Annotated in this window: 20 protein-coding genes and 1 tRNA gene; 18 read left to right on the plus strand and 3 right to left on the minus strand. The window is 70.4% G+C overall.

Features of this window, described 5'->3' with window-relative positions:
* Positions 1 to 443 precede the first annotated feature (443 nt).
* The 17 genes from AB0C19_RS11880 to AB0C19_RS11960 all read left to right on the plus strand — a co-directional run bounded on the left by AB0C19_RS11880 (position 444) and on the right by AB0C19_RS11960 (position 13,738).
* Positions 444 to 695: a DUF6284 family protein gene (locus AB0C19_RS11880; RefSeq protein ID WP_357183231.1), complete on the plus strand. Its 252-nt coding sequence runs from the start codon at positions 444 to 446 to the stop codon at positions 693 to 695.
* On the plus strand, positions 695 to 1,069 hold the full coding sequence (locus tag AB0C19_RS11885; protein ID WP_357183234.1) for an RRQRL motif-containing zinc-binding protein: 375 nt from the start codon (positions 695 to 697) through the stop codon (positions 1,067 to 1,069). Before AB0C19_RS11880 ends, AB0C19_RS11885 begins: the two co-directional genes overlap by 1 nt.
* A complete protein-coding gene (locus tag AB0C19_RS11890) occupies positions 1,066 to 1,725 on the plus strand; it encodes an NUDIX hydrolase (RefSeq protein WP_357183236.1) in 660 nt (219 codons plus the stop codon). The genes AB0C19_RS11885 and AB0C19_RS11890 overlap by 4 nt, the downstream gene beginning before the upstream one ends.
* A gap of 17 nt (positions 1,726 to 1,742) precedes the next feature.
* Entirely contained in the window at positions 1,743 to 2,918 is a 1,176-nt protein-coding gene (locus tag AB0C19_RS11895; protein WP_357183239.1) for a hypothetical protein, read from the plus strand.
* Positions 2,915 to 3,088 (plus strand): hypothetical protein, encoded by a 174-nt coding sequence (locus AB0C19_RS11900; protein ID WP_357183242.1) that lies wholly within the window; start codon positions 2,915 to 2,917, stop codon positions 3,086 to 3,088. The genes AB0C19_RS11895 and AB0C19_RS11900 overlap by 4 nt, the downstream gene beginning before the upstream one ends.
* Positions 3,089 to 3,180: 92 nt before the next feature.
* Positions 3,181 to 3,648, plus strand: a complete 468-nt coding sequence (locus AB0C19_RS11905) for a DUF3307 domain-containing protein (RefSeq protein ID WP_357183245.1) — start codon at positions 3,181 to 3,183, stop codon at positions 3,646 to 3,648.
* Positions 3,649 to 3,733: 85 nt separating this feature from the next.
* Positions 3,734 to 3,919: a hypothetical protein gene (locus tag AB0C19_RS11910; RefSeq protein WP_357183247.1), complete on the plus strand. Its 186-nt coding sequence runs from the start codon at positions 3,734 to 3,736 to the stop codon at positions 3,917 to 3,919.
* A 280-nt stretch (positions 3,920 to 4,199) separates the two neighbouring features.
* Complete coding sequence (locus AB0C19_RS11915) at positions 4,200 to 4,388, plus strand: hypothetical protein (RefSeq protein WP_357183250.1); 189 nt, start codon at positions 4,200 to 4,202, stop codon at positions 4,386 to 4,388.
* 111 nt (positions 4,389 to 4,499) lie between these two features.
* Positions 4,500 to 4,694 carry a hypothetical protein gene (locus AB0C19_RS11920; RefSeq protein ID WP_357183253.1) on the plus strand — a complete coding sequence of 65 codons (195 nt, stop codon included), beginning with the start codon at positions 4,500 to 4,502 and terminating at the stop codon, positions 4,692 to 4,694.
* 92 nt (positions 4,695 to 4,786) lie between these two features.
* Entirely contained in the window at positions 4,787 to 6,916 is a 2,130-nt protein-coding gene (locus AB0C19_RS11925) for an FtsK/SpoIIIE domain-containing protein (RefSeq protein ID WP_357183256.1), read from the plus strand.
* Positions 6,917 to 7,063: 147 nt separating this feature from the next.
* On the plus strand, positions 7,064 to 7,381 hold the full coding sequence (locus AB0C19_RS11930; protein WP_357183259.1) for a hypothetical protein: 318 nt from the start codon (positions 7,064 to 7,066) through the stop codon (positions 7,379 to 7,381).
* Positions 7,378 to 7,671 carry a hypothetical protein gene (locus AB0C19_RS11935; RefSeq protein ID WP_357183262.1) on the plus strand — a complete coding sequence of 98 codons (294 nt, stop codon included), beginning with the start codon at positions 7,378 to 7,380 and terminating at the stop codon, positions 7,669 to 7,671. The genes AB0C19_RS11930 and AB0C19_RS11935 overlap by 4 nt, the downstream gene beginning before the upstream one ends.
* Positions 7,671 to 7,934, plus strand: a complete 264-nt coding sequence (locus tag AB0C19_RS11940) for a hypothetical protein (protein WP_357183265.1) — start codon at positions 7,671 to 7,673, stop codon at positions 7,932 to 7,934. Before AB0C19_RS11935 ends, AB0C19_RS11940 begins: the two co-directional genes overlap by 1 nt.
* 32 nt (positions 7,935 to 7,966) lie before the next feature.
* Positions 7,967 to 8,989 carry a bifunctional DNA primase/polymerase gene (locus AB0C19_RS11945; protein WP_357183268.1) on the plus strand — a complete coding sequence of 341 codons (1,023 nt, stop codon included), beginning with the start codon at positions 7,967 to 7,969 and terminating at the stop codon, positions 8,987 to 8,989.
* Positions 8,986 to 9,744: a DUF6884 domain-containing protein gene (locus tag AB0C19_RS11950; protein WP_357183271.1), complete on the plus strand. Its 759-nt coding sequence runs from the start codon at positions 8,986 to 8,988 to the stop codon at positions 9,742 to 9,744. Before AB0C19_RS11945 ends, AB0C19_RS11950 begins: the two co-directional genes overlap by 4 nt.
* Positions 9,741 to 11,300, plus strand: coding sequence for a hypothetical protein (locus tag AB0C19_RS11955; RefSeq protein ID WP_357183274.1), 1,560 nt, complete (start codon positions 9,741 to 9,743; stop codon positions 11,298 to 11,300). Before AB0C19_RS11950 ends, AB0C19_RS11955 begins: the two co-directional genes overlap by 4 nt.
* A 923-nt stretch (positions 11,301 to 12,223) precedes the next feature.
* Positions 12,224 to 13,738, plus strand: a complete 1,515-nt coding sequence (locus AB0C19_RS11960) for a LacI family DNA-binding transcriptional regulator (protein ID WP_357183277.1) — start codon at positions 12,224 to 12,226, stop codon at positions 13,736 to 13,738.
* Between the two features lie 120 nt (positions 13,739 to 13,858).
* Here the strand turns inward: AB0C19_RS11960 and AB0C19_RS11965 are convergent.
* Positions 13,859 to 13,935: transfer RNA gene (locus AB0C19_RS11965), tRNA-Pro, on the minus strand.
* A gap of 222 nt (positions 13,936 to 14,157) precedes the next feature.
* Positions 14,158 to 15,051, minus strand: coding sequence for a metallophosphoesterase (locus AB0C19_RS11970; protein WP_350856968.1), 894 nt, complete (start codon positions 15,049 to 15,051; stop codon positions 14,158 to 14,160).
* A 25-nt stretch (positions 15,052 to 15,076) separates the two neighbouring features.
* Between AB0C19_RS11970 and AB0C19_RS11975 the strand changes: the two genes are divergently transcribed.
* Positions 15,077 to 15,532, plus strand: a complete 456-nt coding sequence (locus AB0C19_RS11975) for a GatB/YqeY domain-containing protein (RefSeq protein WP_357183280.1) — start codon at positions 15,077 to 15,079, stop codon at positions 15,530 to 15,532.
* Positions 15,533 to 15,647: 115 nt separating this feature from the next.
* On the opposite strand, the gene AB0C19_RS11980 is transcribed toward AB0C19_RS11975, so the two are convergent.
* Entirely contained in the window at positions 15,648 to 18,065 is a 2,418-nt protein-coding gene (locus tag AB0C19_RS11980; RefSeq protein WP_357183283.1) for a transglycosylase domain-containing protein, read from the minus strand.
* Between the last annotated feature and the right edge of the window lie 87 nt (positions 18,066 to 18,152).

Genomic DNA, 18,152 nt, shown 5'->3' on the forward strand with positions numbered 1-18,152 from the left:
CCACTTGAGAACTTCACAGAGGTCCGGGACGCAGGGAGATTCGTCTTCCTCATTGGTCCCGATGCATGCGACCTAGGGGTAGCTGCGGGTGTCAGCCGTGACGTGTCCGGCTGCAAGACGTGTCCGCTCGCTTGCTCAACCGAGGGTCGCCGGGCGTGCCTGCGTGGCACGCCGTGTTCGTCCGGGGAGCGCGGCCGGCTGCGGCGCGCTCCCCGGCTTTCCGTCCTTCATTCGAGCTGGAAGAGGTGAGCCGTCATGTCCGTGAGCATCGCCGCCGCCGTGCGGATTACGACCAAGAGCAACGCCGTGTGGCGCGACTGCCGCGCGTGCGGCTCTCTCGCCCCGCTGGCCCCTGACCAGGACTGCTGCCGCTCGTGCGGACAGTCCGCCACCGCCCGCCACCGCCCGGTGGCCGGCAAGCGCCGTTCCGGAAGGAACTCCAAGTGAGCTACGACCTTCACACGGACCCGCAGGGTCCGAGCCTCGATGACCTGGCAGCGATTGAGCGGGAGATGCCGCTGATCGACGCCGAGGTGCTGTTGCTGGACGCTGAGATCACGATCCTGTGCGCCGACCCGGCCCCGTCTGACCTCGACTGGCAGCGGGTACGCCGGGCGCGGCGGCAGGTGATGCGGGAAGCGCGGTCACTGCTGGCGGCTCGCGCGTCGACTGGCCGTGGTGCGCGGGTGGCCTGATGCCCCGCATCCGCGCCGCCTTTCACGATCCAGACGGCGTGCGGTACGGCATCCCCACCTACTGGTGGAAGGGTGCCCCGCCCGGCTACGCCACCCGCCGCCAACTGACCGCCGCCGGCCTGCGCCCCGGTGGTCAACCCGTCGCCGCACAGGTGCTCTGGCAAGGGGTCGGCGGCACCCGCCCCGCCTACCTCTACCGGGTCGACCTGGCCGCGCCGAAGCGCACCGCGACCCCCGCCCAGATGCGCGCCGTCCGCGCCGCCCTGCTTGGCCGCCGGACCTGCCCGACCTGCGGCACGGTCCGCCCCTACTACATCCCGCGCTCACTCGGTGAGTGCCTGACCTGCGCCGATCCCATGGAGGCAGCCGCATGACCCGCACCTACACCCATCCCAGCGTCCTGGCCGGCATCGCTGCCGGGGCGGGCTGGGCTGATCCGGAGATGGACCCGACCCGCATCGACTGGGCCGCCCGCCGGGCCGCCGCTGCGATCCCGTTCCCGCTTGTGGACGGCCGACCGGTCAACCCGTACGCGCCGACCGGCATCCGGTACGGGCGCAACGAGCTGGGCCACTGGGGCGAGGCCGTGGCCGCCGACGCGGTGGTCATGGTCACCTACAGCGGCCGACGCCGAATCCTGATGGTGGAGCGCGACGACGACCACGGTTGGGCGCTGCCCGGTGGTCACGTCGACCCCGGCGAGGACCCCACCGCCGCCGCGCTCCGGGAGCTGGCCGAGGAAACCGGCCTGGTCGCCGACCCCATCGACCCGTGGGTGAAGACGCTGCCGGCGCGCTACGTGCCCGACCCGCGCGCCTCGGATGAGGCGTGGATGGTCACCGTCCCCGTCCTGATCGACCTCGGCCCGGTGCCGTCCCTGCCGAAGGTTGTCGGCGCGGACGACGCCCGACAGGCCGCCTGGCTGCACGCCGAGTCCTACCAACACCTCGTCGAGTACCTGCGCCACTACCTCGACGGCGACGTGTTCCCCGCCCACCGCGACCTGCTCGCCGACATCCTCGACCACTGACCGGGAGGTCACCCCCGATGTTTCGTCGTACGCCGGAAGACCCGGCGATCCTGGCCGCCCGCGCGGCCGCCCAACGCGAATCCACCACCGCCGAGGTGGAGCGCGCCCGCCTGGTAGCGCAGCTCGACCGGGAGCAGCAAGAGGCCGCCGCCACGCACGCCCGCCGGCAGGCCGCCGCCGATGAGCAGGAGCGCCGCCGACGCGACGCCGCCCGCCGCGTGGAGCGCGCCGAGGCTCGGGAGCGGCGCCGCAAGGCGCGGGCCGAGTTCGCCGCGAAGCTGCGCCCGGTGCTGCCGCTGCTGCTGATCAACGGCGGCGCGGCCTACGCGCAGGCCGCCTACGCCTACTCGGAGATCGCCCCGGCCGCGTGGAACGGCCCGTCTCGGGTGGCGTTCGCGGTGGCGTTCTCCGCCGCGTTGGAGTCGATCGCCGTCTACGTCCAGTGGCACGCCCACGACGCGTTGATGCTCAAGGCCCACGCCACCGCCGCATCCTTGCGCCGGGCCGCGTGGGGCATCGCCGCCGTGGTCGCGGCCATCAACTACGCGCACTTCGCCAATGGCATCGCGCCCACGGCGGCGGCTATCGCGTTCGCGCTACTGTCGCTGCTCTCCCCGTGGCTGTGGGGACTGCACACCCGCCGCGCCCAGCACGTCCAGTTGCTGGCCGAGGACGCGAGCCTGATCGACGACGCCGGGGTGGAGTTCTCCCCGAAGCGCCGCCGCATGTTCCCGATCCGCTCCCTGATGGCCGCTCGCTGGTCGATCGAGCACAACGAACGCGACCCCCGCAAGGCATGGGACGGCTACAACGCCGAACGGGCCGCCCGCGCCGCAGCCCGCCAGGCCGACAGGACCACCGGCGCGACGAAGGTCACCGCGCCGCCGCAGACGCCCAACGGTCCGGCTGACCCTGCCGAGCCGGTCACCCCGGCCCCGGCGCTCCCGGTCGCGCCGGTTCGTGAGCCGGTTCGCCCGACGCGGGTCACGGCCCGGTCCCTGACCGCCAGTGAGCGGGTCATCGCTGCACACAACGCCGACCCGACCGCGTCCCACGGCCAGATCGCACGGGCCGCGAACGTCAGCGTGAGCACCGTCAAGCGCCACCGCCCCCACCCCGAGATCGGGTCACCATTCCGCCCGGACGCTGCGGCAACGCCGGTCAACGGCACCCCCGTGAAGGTGGCCGCATGACCGCCGAGGATTTCCAGGCGTTCCGCCGGTCGGGTCAGACCGGCAAGACCCGTTCGGTGAGCCAGCCCGGCAGCGCGGAGCAGGCCCGACGCGCGGCCGACGCGAAGCGGCAAAAGCTGCCGCGCGGTTCATCGGACACGTTCGAGGTCCGCAAGCCCCGCAAGAAGTAGCGCCGCCCGGCGGCACGGCCACCGGCTCGCAACCTGAGCCGTGCCGCCGGCCCACCCCCTTGAGCCTCAGCGACCCTCGGGAGATACCCCTCATGATCGCAGACCCCACCGGCGTGCACGCGGCGACGTTCGCCGCCGTGTTCATCGCTCTCTACGTCGCTCATCAGGTGGGCGACCACTGGATCCAGACGCAGCACCAAGCCGACTGCAAGGGCCTGCCTGGCTGGCCCGGCCGCATCGCCTGCGCCGCCCACGTCGCCACCTACACGCTCACGGCCCTGCTCGCATTGGTGTTCCTGGTCGCGGGTACGGGGCTGCGGCTCGACCCGTGGGCCGTCGGCGTAGGACTGACCGTCTCGGCGGTGTCGCACTACATCGCGGATCGGCGCACCCCGCTCAAGCGCATCGCCGAGGCCCTCGGCTCGGCCCGCTTCTACGCCCTCGGCACCCCGCGCCCCGGCCACGACGACAACCCCTCACTCGGCACCGGCGCGTACGCCCTGGATCAGTCCTGGCACATCGGATTCCTGTTCGTCTCCGCCCTGCTCATCGCGGCCTGACCGCCCCCGTCACCACCGGCTCATCACCCGGTGGTGCGCGGGGGCCGCCAGAACCGATCTGGACGGCACAACGGAAGGAACCACCGTGGGTAAGAAGTACCTGTTCAGCGAGGACAGCAACGGCCGCTCCCGTGAGATCAAGGTCGACCCGAAGCACCTCGACCGGCAGATCCGCGACGAGCGGGCCGCCGGGCGCACCCCGACCGTCATGGACGAGGACGAGCGCATCCGCTTCGGCCGGCTCAGCCAGCAGTTCAAGGGCCGCCGCTGATGGCGCACCGCTGCTGCGGCGCAACCGACAAGTAGCCCCGCCCGGCGGCACAGCCCAAATGGCCTGGTAACCAGTGCTGTGCCGCCGGTCCAACCCCTTCACCCGCATGGGATCTCGGGAGGACCACCAGTATGGCTGACCGTCAACTCCGCGAGCACCACGATCGGATCGTGGCTCGCAACCGTGAGGCCCGCGAAGCGCAGATGCGCGAGGCGCAGCGCCAAGCCGACGAGCGCAACCGCGCCCGCGCCGCCCGGCAGGCCGAGCAGGGCCGCAAGCGGTGAGCGCCGACCGATTCGCCGCCGCGTACGAGCGGTGGCGCGACACCGACGCCGCCGCGACCGCCACCGGCAGCAAAGCCGCCCGCGCTGAGGCCGAGCGGCAGCGCCAGGCCCTGCACGACAGCCGCGAAGCACAGCAGGCGCGGCGGCAACTCAACGGCCGCGCCGCACCCCGCGACCGCCGCTAACCCTTCCCCACACCCGGCACCGCTGACCGCTTCCGCCGCCACCGGCTCATCACCCGGTGGCGTCCGGTGGCCGCCAGACCCGCTGACGGCACAACCGAAGGGAACCCCACCGTGGGCCGCACCAACCGCGCATCCGGCAACGACCGCGTTGCCATCCAGGTCGGCGAGGTCAAGGGCAGCAAAACCCCCAAGCCCGCTCCGACCAGCAAGGACACGCCCGCCCAGACGGAGAACATCCGCTCCGGTAACGCCAAGGTCGGCCGGCAGGTCGACGAGATCCGGGGCGACTTCACCATCCGCTGGTAACCCCTGCCCGGCGGCGCGGCCACCTGGCTACCAACCCGCGCCGCGCCGCCGGCCCCCCGATCGATCTCCCGACCGTTGGAGGAACCCCCATCATGACCAGCGATCCCATCACCAACCCCACCGACCCGCCCCCGGACGACAAGGCCGCCCGGATCGTGGATCTGGCGCAGCGGCGCGCGGACCGGGCCGCCGCCGCGCAGGGCTTGTCCGCCGCCGACGCGACGGACGCCGAAACCGTCACCCCCGACCCGGTCGTGGTGGGCGGCCCGGTCGACCCGCCGGAGCGCCGCCCCGACCTGGCCGAGGTGCTGGACCGGCGGTCCGGGCCGGTGCTGCCGCTGTGGCTAACCGACTCCTACCAGCGTCGCGACATGCTGCGCCGCGCGGCGAGCGCGGCCGGGTATCACGTCGGCACGCACGTGGTGCTGTCGCCGGTCTACGCGGGAAAGGTCGCCTGGTACGCGCCCAAGGGCGCGGCGCGGCTGTTCTCGCGGGTGCTGGGCTGGACCAGCGCGGAAACGGGGAACTGGCACCTGCGCCAGGACGCGGCGAACCGCAACGACCCGAAGACATGGCTGGACCTCGACCGGCACCGGATGCGGCAGGCGTCGTGGCGGTGGTGGGTCACCGGCGCCGCAACCCTCACCACCGGTAGCGGCGGGATGCTGCTCGCCGCTGACGTGACGCCGTGGTCGGTGAAGCTGGCTGTCCTGGCCGCTGGCCTGGTCGGGTTGGCCCGCTACGGCCGACCGCTGGATAAGCCAATCCTGGTCCGCACCGTCGTGCGGCCGATCTACCGCAAGCTCACCGCGGAATTGACCCGCAAGGGCATCATGGCCACCGGTCTGGTCAAGCGGCCCGAAGACATCGTGTTCCCCGCCGGGGTCGGTGAGATCCGCCGTGACGGCCCCGGCTACCTGGCGATCGTGGATTTGCCCGATGGGGTGATCGCGGTCGACGTGGTGGAGGAACGGCCCAAGCTGGCCGGTGGGCTGCGCCTGCCCATGGATCAGGTGTGGCCGGAGGTCATGCCCCGCGAGCACCCCTCACGGCTCGCGCTGTGGGTGGCGGACCGTCCGGTGTCGGCCATGAAGCAGCCGCCGTGGCCGCTGCTACGCGGTGGGCAGACGGACTACTTCAAGCCGTTCGTCTACGGGTTCGACCCGCGCATGCGCCCGGTGGAGTACCGCATGGACGAGCGGAACAGCCTGTTCGCCGGGTTCCCCGGCTCTGGCAAGTCGCTGTCGGCGCGGGTGGTGCTCGCCGGCATGGCCCTCGACCCCCTTGCCCAGTTCGCCGTGTTCGACCTGGCCGGGCGCGGGGACTTCGACGCGTTCGAGCCGCTGTGCCCGCCGGACCTGTTCGGCTCGGGTGCGGACGAGGGAACCAAGGCCAACGCGTACCGGATGCTGATGTGGCTGCTCAAGGAGTGCGACGTGCGCGGCCCGCGTATCAAGCACTACGCCACGCAGGGCATGAACAGCGAGAACAAGCTGAACAGAGCCATTGCAGCGAAGGACGCGCGGCTGCGGCCGATCGTCGCCGCTGTCGACGAGGTGCAAGAGCTGATCACCGACCCGGAGATCGGCAAGTCGGCCACGGCCGCGATGACCAGCATCGTCAAGCGTGGCCGGGCGCTGGGTATTCACCTCGTGCTGATGACGCAGCGCATCGACAACCAGTCGCTGCCCAAGGGCGTCACGTCGAACATCGCCCTGCGGACGTGCCTGGCCGTCCCATCGCACGTCGAGACGGACCTAGCCCTGGGGACGGGCGCGTACCGGCAGGGTGCCCGGCCGACGCAGTTCGAGATCGGTGTCGACGCCGGTTGGGGCGTGCGGGTGGGCTACGGGCAGATGTCCGCCGTCCGCGCCGCGTACCTCGACCGGGCCGCCGTGGAGAAGGTCTGCGCCCGGGGCGTAGCCCTGCGCGGCGGCACCACCGGCCCGGCTGATCTGCCCGCCGCCCGGGACGTGCTCGACGACCTGCGGGCCGTCTGGGTGCCGGCCGAGCGCGGCCAGCACTGGGACACCCTGGCCGGCAGGCTGGCCGACCGGTTCCCCGAGGCATACTCCGCCGTCACCCCGGAGGCGCTGTCCGCGCTCGTGCGCGGCAAGGGCGTCGAGTCACGCAACGTGAAGTCCGGTGGCTCGACCCGCAAGGGCACGTACCTCGCGGACATCACCGCTGCCGCGCAACAGCGCGAGGGCGATGCCGGCTGACGCCGGTAGCGGGGGCGGGTAGCGGACCGATGAGGGGTAGCGGCGCCGCTACCCGGGCCGCTACCCGCCCCACCAGCACCGATCTTCACCGGTAGCGGTAGCGGCGCACCCCGCCTACCGCCGGTAACCCCCTGTTTGGAGCATCCAATGACGTTCACCGTGGCCGCTACCAGCACAAACACGTCCGGAATGTCCGCAGTCTGGTTCGCCGGATTTGCCCTGATCGTCGCTGTCGGTTACGCCGCAGCGTGCTACGTCAAGCCGTTCACTGCCTGTCACCGTTGCAAGGGCACCGGTGCTGCGCCGCCGCCAATGTGGCGGCGGCTGCTGCGGCGCACGAGCAGCCCTCGCGCTCTGCGCGGGCGGCATGACTGCCGCCGCTGCACCGGCACCGGACTGCGGCTGCGGATCGGTCGCCGCACGTTCAACCACTTCCGCCGGCTGCGCCGGCACGCGGGCCGATGAACCGCCGCGCCACCGGCCACACCGAGTGGTGCGGCATGGATCATCGCTGCAACCTCGGTGAGCACCGCTCGGAAGAGATCGTGGTCGACGTCGCCGGGCGCTCCCGCGCTGTGCTCGTGCGGGTGCGCACCGCCGCCGGGCGGGAGCACGCCGAGGTGCGCGTCCGGATCGCGCTCGCCCCGGGCGAGGTGGCGGCCCGGCGGCAGTTGGTCGGGCTGCTCGGTGACCTGCGCCAGGCCGTCGCTCGCGCCGCCATCGCCGGACGGCCCCGACCGAAGCGGGCTGCCTGATGCCCGGACCCCACGGTCTTGAGATCTGGCTCATCGGCACTCGTGCCGAGCTGGACACCGCCGCCGCCGTGTTGACCGACGCCGGGCACCTCGTCCAGCGCGGCACCCGCCACGCGCTGACCGGTGCCGACGCCGGCCGCTACCGGCTCTATCTGCGCCTCAGCGTCGCCACCGACCGGCAGCGACCCAACAGCACCCCGGACGCCTCCGGCGGCGCGCTGATCGACCTCACGGCCGCCCGCGCCGCCCGCCGTTCGGCCTGACCCATCCCCCCCGAGCCTTTGGGAGATGCCCCATGCCCGACCTTCTGGCCGCCGCGCTCGCGCATGCCGCGCGCGGCTGGCACGTCTTCCCCCTGCGTCCCGACGACCGACCCGACGACCCCGATGCGGCCAAGCGGCCCGCGTTTCCCAACCGCTGCACCGCCGAGCACTGCCCCCGCACCGACCCGCGCTGCCGCGCCGCCGGTCGCCACGTTGGCTGGGAGGAACGCGCCACCACCGACCCGCAGCGCATCCGCCGGGCGTGGTCGACCCGCCCCTACGGCATCGGCATTGCCTGCGGCCCCTCCGGGCTGGTCGTGGTCGACCTCGACGTACCCAAACACGCCGACGACACCCCGCCGCCGCAGTGGGCCGGGGCGTGTGACGGCCTCGACGTGTTCGCCACCCTCGCCGCCCGCCACGGCACCCCGCTCGACCCGTTCGACGGGGTCGGACCCGACGCGCCGCGTGGCGGTATCGACGCCACGTACACCGTGACCACGGCCAGCGGCGGCAGTCACCTGTACTACCGCCAGCCCACGGCCGGACCGTTGCTTCGCAACACGACCGGCGACCGAGGTGGGCTGGGGTGGAAGGTCGATACCCGAGCCCACGGTGGCTACGTCGTGGCCGCCGGCAGCACCGCCGCCGGCCACCCCTACGTCGTGGCGCTGGACTGCGACCCGGCACCACTGCCCGCGTGGGTAGCCGGGCTGCTCGCACCCGCCCCGCGACCTGCCCACCGGGCCGCTCCGGTGGCGCTGCCGCCTGATCGGCGCGGCGCGTACCTGGCAGCGGCGATCCGCCGGCAGGTCGCCCACCTCAGCGCTTCCGCCGAAGGGCAGCGCAATCACGCCCTGTTCGCATCAGCCGTGGCCCTCGGACAGCTCGTGGCCGGGGGTGCGCTCACCGACGCTGACGTTGCCGCCGCGCTGGAACCCGCTGCGTTGTCGCTCGGTCTGCCCGGTGGGGAAGTCGCCCGCACGATCGCGTCCGGGCTGCGGATCGGGGCGAACAACCCGCGCCACCTGACCAGCGTAGGGCGGGCAGCATGAGCGGGATCGGTGACAACCGAAGTTGTCACGGCGCGTCCCAGCTCCATGCGGCAACCAGTTTCGTCGCCGGCCACGCGACCGCGCTGGCTGCTGCGCAGACTCCCTCGGATGCTCTCGCGGTGCTGGCCACCTTGGAGGCCGCGTGCCGGGAGGCCCGGGAGTGGATTGCGGTCGACGCGGTGCTGATCGACGGGTGGTCGTATGCCGACGTGGGCCGGGCGATGGGCACTACCCGGCAGGCAGCCAGCAAGGCATACGCCGACGCCGTCAACGCCCGGATGCGGCGCACGGTGATGGGCAGGGACGACGCGGTGGTGATCGTGCCGTGCGGCGTGGCGAAGCTCGACCGGCCCGCGCCCGCCGGGCGCATGTACACCGGCAGCTACCACCGCGCATGCCGGCGGGCGGCGGACCGAATCGGCGGACGGCTGCTCATCCTGTCCGCCCGCTACGGGCTCGTCACCCCGGACACCGTGATCGAGCCGTACGAGCTGCGCATGGGCCAGCCCGGCGCGGTGAGCGTGCCGACCGTCCGCGCGCAAGCGCGCCGATTCGGCATCGACGTGGCCGACACTGTCACCGTGCTTGCCGGGCGCGACTACGCCGACCCCGTTACGGCCGTGTGGCCCCACGCCCGCCGGCCGCTCGACGGCACGCGCGGGATGCCCGAACAGATGGCCGTGCTGGCCGAGCTGGCGCGCACGCCGACAACTCCGGTTGTCGCCGAACGACCCACGGGAGGACTCGCCGCATGAGCACGCGGTTGCAGATCGGGTCCGGCCCCGAAACGATCCGCGTGCTCAAGGCCGCGCTGGTCGACGGGTTGCTACCCGATACCTATGTGTCCGCCGGGGCGCTGGTGCACATGGAGGCCGTGTCCGGTGGGCTGGCCACCGCCGCCGACGAGGATTCCCCGCTTCCGGTGTCCGCGAGCATGGTCAACCCCGCCGGGCTGGCCGGGCTGCTGGCCGAGCACGCTTACGTGTACCGGCTCAAGACCCGCAAGAGCGACACCGGAGATCCCGAGGTCTACGAAGACGAGGTGACCCCGCCCCGGGACATCCTGTCGTCCGTGCTGGCCGGGAAGACGTGGCCGGGGGTGCCGCCGCTGCGCGGGATCATCGGTGCCCCGGTGCTGCGCCGCGACGGCACCCTGTTGCAGCAGCCCGGCTACGATCCGGCGACCGGCCTCTACCTGGCGTCCAAGGTGGCGCTTCCCCCGGTGCCGGACGAACCGACCCCGGAGCAGGTCGACGAGGCGCGCACGTTCCTGCTCGGCCGGTTCCTGCGGGACTTCCCGTGGGCCAGCGCCGCTGACCGGGCCAACTACGTGGCGCTGCTGGCCACGCCGATCCTGCGGCACTTCACCCGCTCCCTGACGCCGTTCGCGCTGATCGACGCCACCATGCCATCCAGCGGTAAGACGATCCTCACCGCCGGGCCGGGAATGCTCTACGGGCAGCGGGTCATGACCTGGGCCTACTCCGATGAAGAGTTGCGCAAGTCCATCACGGCGGTGCTGGCTGAGCAGGTCGGCGTGGTCATCTGGGACAACCTGGCTGAGGGAACCGTCATCGACTCCGCCGTCCTTGCCCAGCTCGTCACCTCGGGTGTGTGGTCCGACCGGCAGCTAGGCGCGTCGCGCAACGTCGCCACCGTCAACGACCGGCTGTGGATGGCCACCGGCAACAACCTGCAAGTCGGCGGGGACATGGCGTCGCGAACCGTGCGGGTGCGCCTCGACCCGGACATGCCCCGCCCCGAGCTGCGCGACCAACGCGGGTTCGGCATCCCGCACCTTGACCAGTGGATCACCGACCCGGCAAACCAACTCACTGTCCTGTGGCACCTGTTGGTGCTGGTGCTCGACTGGACCCGGCAGGGAGCACCTCGGGTGTCCGGGTTGTCGATGCGGCAGTTCACCCCGTGGGCGCAAGCCCTCGGCGGTTTCCTGGCACATCACGGCATCGACGGGTTCCTGACCAACGCCGCCGATATCCGTGAGATCGATGAAGACGAAACGCGCTGGCGCGCGTTCCTCACCTGCTGGCACGACCGCCACGGCGGACGTGCGATGACCGCCGCCGAACTCCGCCAAGACGGCGAGCCCATGCACCTCGGCAGCGACGTCAACGACCCATGGGACGGGCAGTTCATCACCACCCACAACGGCCGCCTACCCAACCCCCTGCAACTCGGCCGACTGCTCACCGGGCAGGCAGGGCGGTGGCGCGGTGAACACGTCGTGCGTGCCGGCCGAAACGACCGAGGTGACCGGTCCGTGTTCTGGGTTGAGCATCACGAGGGGTGAAACCCGCTGAACCATCTCCGCATCTCCGCATCTCCGCACCGACCCCGCTCTATCAGGTAAAACACCCTGCGGAGATCAGAACCAAGAGGAACATCAATCTCCGCATCTCCGCAACCAACTGCGGAGATCCCACCTCTATGCGGAGATGACCCCTCACCACCCCGCACCATCTCCGCAAGCATTTGCCCAGCTCACAGCCATGTTTGCGGAGATGCGGAGATGCGGAGATGGTTCAGCCGCTCCCACGCAGGACAACCGGCCGCCCGCCGCCGACCCACCATCGCGACCCGCTGAGAGCCACACAGCCAGATCACGCGTGGTCTAACCCCAACCCATCGCGGATCTTGGCTGTACGCGGCTCTCAGTGGGCCGCGCTGCGCCGTTCTGAAGCGACGCCTTCCCAGCCCTCCACTTCCGACCGAAGTCGACCGGAAAGCCCTCACGATTCGTCTCAGCCGACCACTGCCCCCACGACTTGTCACTGAGGAGGCACGCGCGTGAAGCCGGACACCCCAAAGCTTCACCCAAAAAAGACAGGTTCTCCCGGAATGCTGTACCGCGCCGTCGAAGTCGCCAAGATTCTCCGCTGTTCGGAGTGGTGGGTGAAAGAGCAGGCCCGGAACGATCGGATTCCCTATAGCTGGATCGGAGGGAGCTACCGGTTCACTGACGAGCATGTCGCGGAGATTGTCCGACTGTTCGAACGCCGACCTGCTGCCGATCCGCTATCGGGACACCCCACGACTTCCGCCCCGCGCCGTAGTCGTTCAAGGAGCACCGATTCGACGGTCCAACTCAAGGCACGACCGCCCCGCCGCGCACGCTCCGGGGCCGAGCAACCCCCCATCGCCGCCTAGGCAATTCGTTCCGGTGCCGCCCGGCCCCTCTGGCGGGCGGCACTGTCCTATGGGAAGGAAACCGGTTTGGGATACGCCGAGAATCGTGGGAACTACTGGCGCGGCCGGTACAAAACAACGTCCGGCAGATACGGCACCGTCAGTGACGCGACCGGCGGAACCGTTCGCTTCCGCACCAAGCGTGAGGCCGAACGCGCCGCCAACGACGAGGAAGCCAAGGTGCGCGCCAGCCGCCTTCGTGACCCTGCGGCGGGCCGGATTACCTTCGGCCAGTACGTCAGCGGGTGGTACGCGGCTCAAGACCTGGCCGCATCGACGTTGCAGAACTACAGGCGACACATCGAAGAACATCTGCTACCTGCGTTTGAGCACGCGGCGATTGCCGACATAACAGCCACGGATGTGGCCGCTTGGGAAAAGAGGGAAAGGGCTCTCGGCTATGCCGAGTCGAGTATCAAGACATGGCGCGCCACCCTTCACCTCATCCTTGCCGACGCCGTCGAAGAGGGACTACGGGATTCCAACCCCGCCACCCGCCGCCGTGGACGAGGTAAGCGCGCAGGCCGTTCTAGGAACCGCGGCCCGGAGAAGGCCGTCACGGACCCGCTTGGCATCTTGCTGCTTGCCGAGCGCGCTGCGCTCTTGTCCGGTCGCGACGACGAATTCACGGCCGTTGTGCTCAAGGGGTACACGGGAATTCGGTGGGGCGAACTGGTCGGGTTGGAGACGCAGTACGTGCGTTCGACCACTCTGCGAGTGGAGTGGCAGCTATACGAACTCGACACCGGCGAACTGCACCGCTGCCCGCCCAAGGATGACTCCCACCGTACGGTCGATCTGCCGCCGTGGTTATTCGGGCTGGTGTCCGATCACATCGCGAGTACGCAACCTAAGCCGTGCTCGTGCCACGGACTCAAATATGTCTTTGGCGGCTATCGGGTCGCCAATGGGGCGGCACAACGACCAGGGCCGAAGCTGGTTGACGTAGCCCGTCGCGCGGGCGTATCGACCGGTACCGCCTCTGCGGCCATGAATCACTCAGAGGTCGTGCGGGAGGCGACGCGCGTCAAGGTGCTGGCTGCGGCCGAAGACCTCGGATACGTCCGTGGCGCTCGATCGTCGGGAGAGCTGGCGGCTCATTGGCGGCGCAACAGCTTCGCTACGTGGCTTTTCCACCCGTCGGCCACTGGCTGGTATCCGAAGAAGGCCCCGCAGGAGGCGCGACCGGTGCCGCTGCTGGCTGACCCATGGCCAGGTGTGCCCGCGCGTGGCCGGAACGGTGCCGCACGAGCTGATTCGTGTTGGCTGCCGATCGCGCCCGGTCTGACGCCGCACGGACTGCGGCACACGCACAAGACGGTCATGGTCGGCGCGGGCATTCCTTCGAAACTGATGGATGACCGGATGGGGCACGAGGATGGTTCGGTGCAGGCTCGCTATTCGCACGTCACGCAGGACATGCGGCAACGCCTCCTGGTCGCGCTCACTGACCTGTGGGAAGCGTCGCTTGCGGCCCGCCGAGAGATGTCGCCCGGCTCACCTGTGGGCGCGCTCGACCGGCTGTTGAAGGTGCCTACCTAGAGGCCCCTGGGAGACGCGTTCTTCAAGATTTTCTCCCAGAATTCTCCCACGGGCACTCTCGGGAGACAGTTCAGGGCCGGTCCCCTTTGCGGGAAACCGGCCCTGAGCTGGCCTTACCTCTGGTCGGGGTGGCCGGATTCGAACCGACGACCTCTTCGTCCCGAACGAAGCGCGCTACCAAGCTGCGCCACACCCCGAGGCGTGCCGACAAATAGTAGCCCACCCGCCCCGATGGTCAAACTCGGTACCCCCGCCGCCCCGACCCCGCTCGCGGTGGTCAAGATCCGCACAACGTCCGGGATGTTGCCGCCTCACGACGCGCCGAGGCAGCAACATCCCTGATGGTGCGCGAATCTTGAATCGGGCGGGGCGGGGCGGTGCAGCGGAGGCAGCGCAGCGGAGGCAGCGCAGCGGGACGGTCAGCGGGGGATGAGGGTCAGGATGCTGGCTTCCGGGGGGCATGCGAAGCGGATCGGGGCGGTCGGGTGGGTGCCGAGGCCTGCGGACACATGCAGCCAGGAGTCCGAGCCCGGCCACCGGTGCAGACCGCGCGCCATCGAGCGGGGCAGGCCGCAGTTGGTCACCAGCGCCCCGAAGCCCGGTACGCAGACCTGACCACCGTGGGTGTGCCCGGCCAGCAGCAGCCCGAAGCCGTCCGCCGCCATCTGGTCGAGCACCCGTGGCTCGGGTGAGTGCGTCAGCGCGATGGAGAGGTCCGCCGAGGATGACACCGCGCCGGCCACGGAGGGGTAGTCGTCCCGGTCGATGTGCGGGTCGTCGACGCCGACCAGGTCGAGCTGTCGACCGCCAGCCTTCAGCGTGGTCCGGGCGTTGTTGAGGTCCGCCCAGCCGGCACCGGTGAAGACCTGACGCAACTCCTCGTAGGGCAGCTCGACGCCCTCGGTGTACTCCCGGTCGGGCAGGAAGTAGGTGAAGGGGTTCTTCAGCACCGGGCCGGTGTAGTCGTTGGAGCCGAACACGAACGCGCCCGGGTAGTCCAGCAGTGGTTGCAGGGCCCGCAGCACCCCGGGCACCGCGCCAGGGTGTGCCATGTTGTCGCCGGTCACCACCACCAGGTCGGGATCGAGGGCGGCCAGCGATGCCACCCAGCGCTGCTTGCGGGCCTGGTCGGGCATCATGTGCAGGTCCGACAGGTGCAGCACGCGCAGCGGCTCCGCGTCGGCTGGGAGCACCGGCACGTCGTACCGCCGCAGGGTGAACATGTTGCGCTCGACGAGCGACGCGTACGCGAGGGTGGCCGCGCCGATCGTGGCGGTTCCGGCGGCGAGCCGGAATAGTGTGCGCTTTCGCATGGCGTTCAGGGTAGTTTGACCGTCCATGAGCACGCTGAAGGACCGCCTCACTGCCGACATGCGTACCGCGCTCAAGGCGCGCGACGAGCTGACCACCTCCACGCTGCGGATGGCCCTGGCTGCCGTCGGCACCGCCGAGGTCGCCGGCAAGGCCAAGCGCGAGCTCACCGATGACGAGGTGCTCGCGGTGCTGACCAAGGAAGCCAAGAAGCGTCGGGAGGCGGCGACCGCCTTCGCCGACGCCGGGCGCGCCGAGCAGGCGGCGAAGGAGAGCGCCGAGGGTGAGGTGTTGGACCGCTACCTGCCCAAGCAGCTCTCGGACGCCGAGCTGACCGAGCTGGTGTCGGGGGCGCTCGCCGCCGGCGGCTTCACCGGCAAGGCCCAGATGGGCCCGGCGATGAAGGCGGCCCAGGCCGCGGTGGCGGGCCAGGCCGAGGGTGGCCGGGTGGCTGCCGAGGTACGCCGACAGCTCGGTCTCTGACCCGGCGGGCTCAGCGGGGCGGCACGACGGATGTCGCAGCCGCCCACCGGCCCGGACAGACGAAACGGGCGGGCACCCGAGAAGGGTGCCCGCCCGTCGTGTCCTACTCGTCGGCTCAGCCGCCGGGGCGACCACCGGGTCGGCCCCCGGGCTGGCCGCCCGGAGTTCCGTTGGTGTTACCCGGCGTGCCGCCGCCGCTGCTGACCTCGATGGTGACCACGCCACCCTTGATCGTGCGCCCGTCCGGGCTGGTGCCGGCCGCGTCGCCCGCCTTGCAGGAGGACGGCACCTTCGCGCTGGAGACGACCGGCTCGAAGCCGGCGCCCTTGAGCCGGGACTTCGCCTGGTCCACCGAAACGCACTTCACGTCGGGGATGCTGCGCTGGTCACCCTCGGAGATCTTCTGGCCCGGCGCCTCGAACGAGATCTTCGGTTTGCCCTTCATGGCGTCCCGCAGCGTCTCCCAGACCGGCGGGTTGATGCCGTCCTGCTCCTTGTGCTTCATCTTCACGTTGGTCTGCGGCCAGTCCGGGTCGGCCATGATGCCAGCGACCGCGTACTGCTTGGTCATCGCGACCAGTGCGGCGGTCTTCTCCGAGTCGGTGGTGCCGGACTTGCCGGCCACCGGGTAACCGACGTCGCCACGGACGTTTCCGGCGGTCGCCCCCGTGCACCGGGAGGACGACGACTTGTCACCGACCGGGCACCGGGCCGCGTCCACCGCGGCGCGGGCCACCTCGGTGCTGAAACGCTTCTCGCAGCGCGGGTTGGCGATGTCCAGCTTGTTGCCCTCCGGGTCGCGGATCTCCTGCACCGGGATCGGTTCGCAGTACTTGCCGTCCGCCGCCAGGGTGGCGTAGGCGTTGGCCAGATCCAGCGGGGTGGTCTGCGAGACGCCGAGAGTGAAGGCACCCCACTGGTGCGCGCCCTTCTCCAGGTCCAGGTCTTCCTGGGACCGGAAGTTGATGCCCAGCCGCTTGGCGGCCTTGACCACGTTCTCGGCGCCGACCTGCTGTTGGAGCGGCACGAAGTAGGTGTTCACCGAGCGGCCGAACGCGCTCCACATGTTGTGGACGCCGGCCATGCTCTCTGTCGAGTTGGTGGGGCAGTAGAGGTTGGTCCCCGGGCAGGCGGCCGGGCCGGGCTGGATGATGTATTCCGACCGGAACTGCTTGGGCGCGTTGATGGTGTGGCCGAGCGGGATGCCCTTTTCCAGCGCCGCGACGATGGTGAACATCTTGAACGTCGACCCGGCCTGGTAGCCGGTGATGCCGTCACCGCCGGTGAGCAGCGGGTTCACCGTCGCCGGGTAGTTGCCCCGAATCTTCTTCTTGCTCTTCGCGGGATCGCTGGAGATCTTGTTCTTCGGGTTCTTCGGGTCGTCGAGCTTGAACTGCCTGTTGACCGCGAGCGCCCGCACCCGGCCGGTGCCCGGCTCGACCACGGCGACCATCGCCGCTTCCTTGCTGTTCACACTCTTGGCCTTACGGACCGCCTTGTCCGCGGCGCGCTGCGCCTGGATGTCGATCGAGGTCACGACGTTGTAGCCGCCGCTCTTCAGCCGGCGCTCCCGGTCGTACCTGGTCGAGCCGAACGTCTCCTGATCCATCCACCAGCGGTAGAAGTAGTCGCAGAAGAAGCCCCACTCGTTGACGTTGGCGGCGACGCAGCCGTTCGGGGTGCGCTTGTCCTTCACGACCAGCTTGGTCGCCTTGGCGGCGTCCGCCTCCTGCTGGGTGATGGCCTTGATGTCGACCATGTTCTGGATGACGTAGTTGCGCCGATCCAGCGCGAGCGGGTAGCCGAGTTCGGTGGTCGGGTCGTTCGTCGTCGGCGCCTTGACCATGCCGGCCAGCAACGCCGCTTCCTCGATCTTCAGCTTGCTCGGCGGCTTACCGAAGTAGACCTGGCTGGCGGCGTAGATGCCGTACGCGCCGTTGCCGAACGAGGCGAGGTTGAGGTAGCGGGTGAGGATCTCGTCCTTGGAGAACTCCTTGTCGACCTGGAGGGCCAGCCGCATCTCGCGGAGCTTGCGGGCGCTGGTGTCCTCGGTCGCCGCGACGACGTCCGCCGGGTGGGTGGCCGAGTAGGCGATGGCCAGCCGGACGTACTGCATGGTCAGCGTCGAGGCGCCCTGCCGGCCGGAGCCTTCGCTCTGGTTGTTGACGAACGCGCGGGCGACACCGTTGATGTCGACGCCGTTGTGCTTGTAGAAGTCATGGTCCTCGGCCGCGATGATGGCCTTCTGCATGGGCAGCGAGATGTCGGGGAGCTTCACGTCCCGTCGGTTCTCGTCGTACATCGTCGCGAGCGGTGTCTTGCCGTCCGATGCCAGCAGGTAGCTGATCTGTGGCGCGCGGGCCACCGTCAGCTCCGTGGGCAGGGCGCCGAATGTCTCGGCGCCGGCCTTCGCGGCCAGGCCGGACATCGCTACCGCGGGGAAGGCCGCCGCAGCGACCACCACGCCGGCCAGCAGGCCGCACACGAGTAGCGATGCGGCATTGGTCAGCACATTGTGGTCACGTTTCCGCATCCAGGTCACCTCGGCATGGTACGCGAGTAGGGAACGAGGGGCGCCTGGGCGTTGTTGGCCCATTTCCTGCGCGCGCTGCCCTCGTTG

It is taken from the genome of Micromonospora sp. NPDC048842 (assembly GCF_040649935.1).
GTDB lineage: Bacteria > Actinomycetota > Actinomycetes > Mycobacteriales > Micromonosporaceae > Micromonospora > Micromonospora hortensis.

Coding starts and splice junctions, on each gene's coding strand:
- AB0C19_RS11955 (WP_357183274.1), top strand. CDS start 9,741: ATGAGCACGCGGTTGCAGATCGGGTCCGGCCCCGAAACGATCCGCGTG.
- AB0C19_RS11905 (WP_357183245.1), top strand. CDS start 3,181: ATGATCGCAGACCCCACCGGCGTGCACGCGGCGACGTTCGCCGCCGTG.
- AB0C19_RS11970 (WP_350856968.1), bottom strand. CDS start 15,051: ATGCGAAAGCGCACACTATTCCGGCTCGCCGCCGGAACCGCCACGATC.
- AB0C19_RS11925 (WP_357183256.1), top strand. CDS start 4,787: ATGACCAGCGATCCCATCACCAACCCCACCGACCCGCCCCCGGACGAC.
- AB0C19_RS11980 (WP_357183283.1), bottom strand. CDS start 18,065: ATGCGGAAACGTGACCACAATGTGCTGACCAATGCCGCATCGCTACTC.
- AB0C19_RS11935 (WP_357183262.1), top strand. CDS start 7,378: ATGAACCGCCGCGCCACCGGCCACACCGAGTGGTGCGGCATGGATCAT.
- AB0C19_RS11900 (WP_357183242.1), top strand. CDS start 2,915: ATGACCGCCGAGGATTTCCAGGCGTTCCGCCGGTCGGGTCAGACCGGC.
- AB0C19_RS11940 (WP_357183265.1), top strand. CDS start 7,671: ATGCCCGGACCCCACGGTCTTGAGATCTGGCTCATCGGCACTCGTGCC.
- AB0C19_RS11945 (WP_357183268.1), top strand. CDS start 7,967: ATGCCCGACCTTCTGGCCGCCGCGCTCGCGCATGCCGCGCGCGGCTGG.
- AB0C19_RS11950 (WP_357183271.1), top strand. CDS start 8,986: ATGAGCGGGATCGGTGACAACCGAAGTTGTCACGGCGCGTCCCAGCTC.
- AB0C19_RS11890 (WP_357183236.1), top strand. CDS start 1,066: ATGACCCGCACCTACACCCATCCCAGCGTCCTGGCCGGCATCGCTGCC.
- AB0C19_RS11975 (WP_357183280.1), top strand. CDS start 15,077: ATGAGCACGCTGAAGGACCGCCTCACTGCCGACATGCGTACCGCGCTC.
- AB0C19_RS11885 (WP_357183234.1), top strand. CDS start 695: ATGCCCCGCATCCGCGCCGCCTTTCACGATCCAGACGGCGTGCGGTAC.
- AB0C19_RS11895 (WP_357183239.1), top strand. CDS start 1,743: ATGTTTCGTCGTACGCCGGAAGACCCGGCGATCCTGGCCGCCCGCGCG.
- AB0C19_RS11930 (WP_357183259.1), top strand. CDS start 7,064: ATGACGTTCACCGTGGCCGCTACCAGCACAAACACGTCCGGAATGTCC.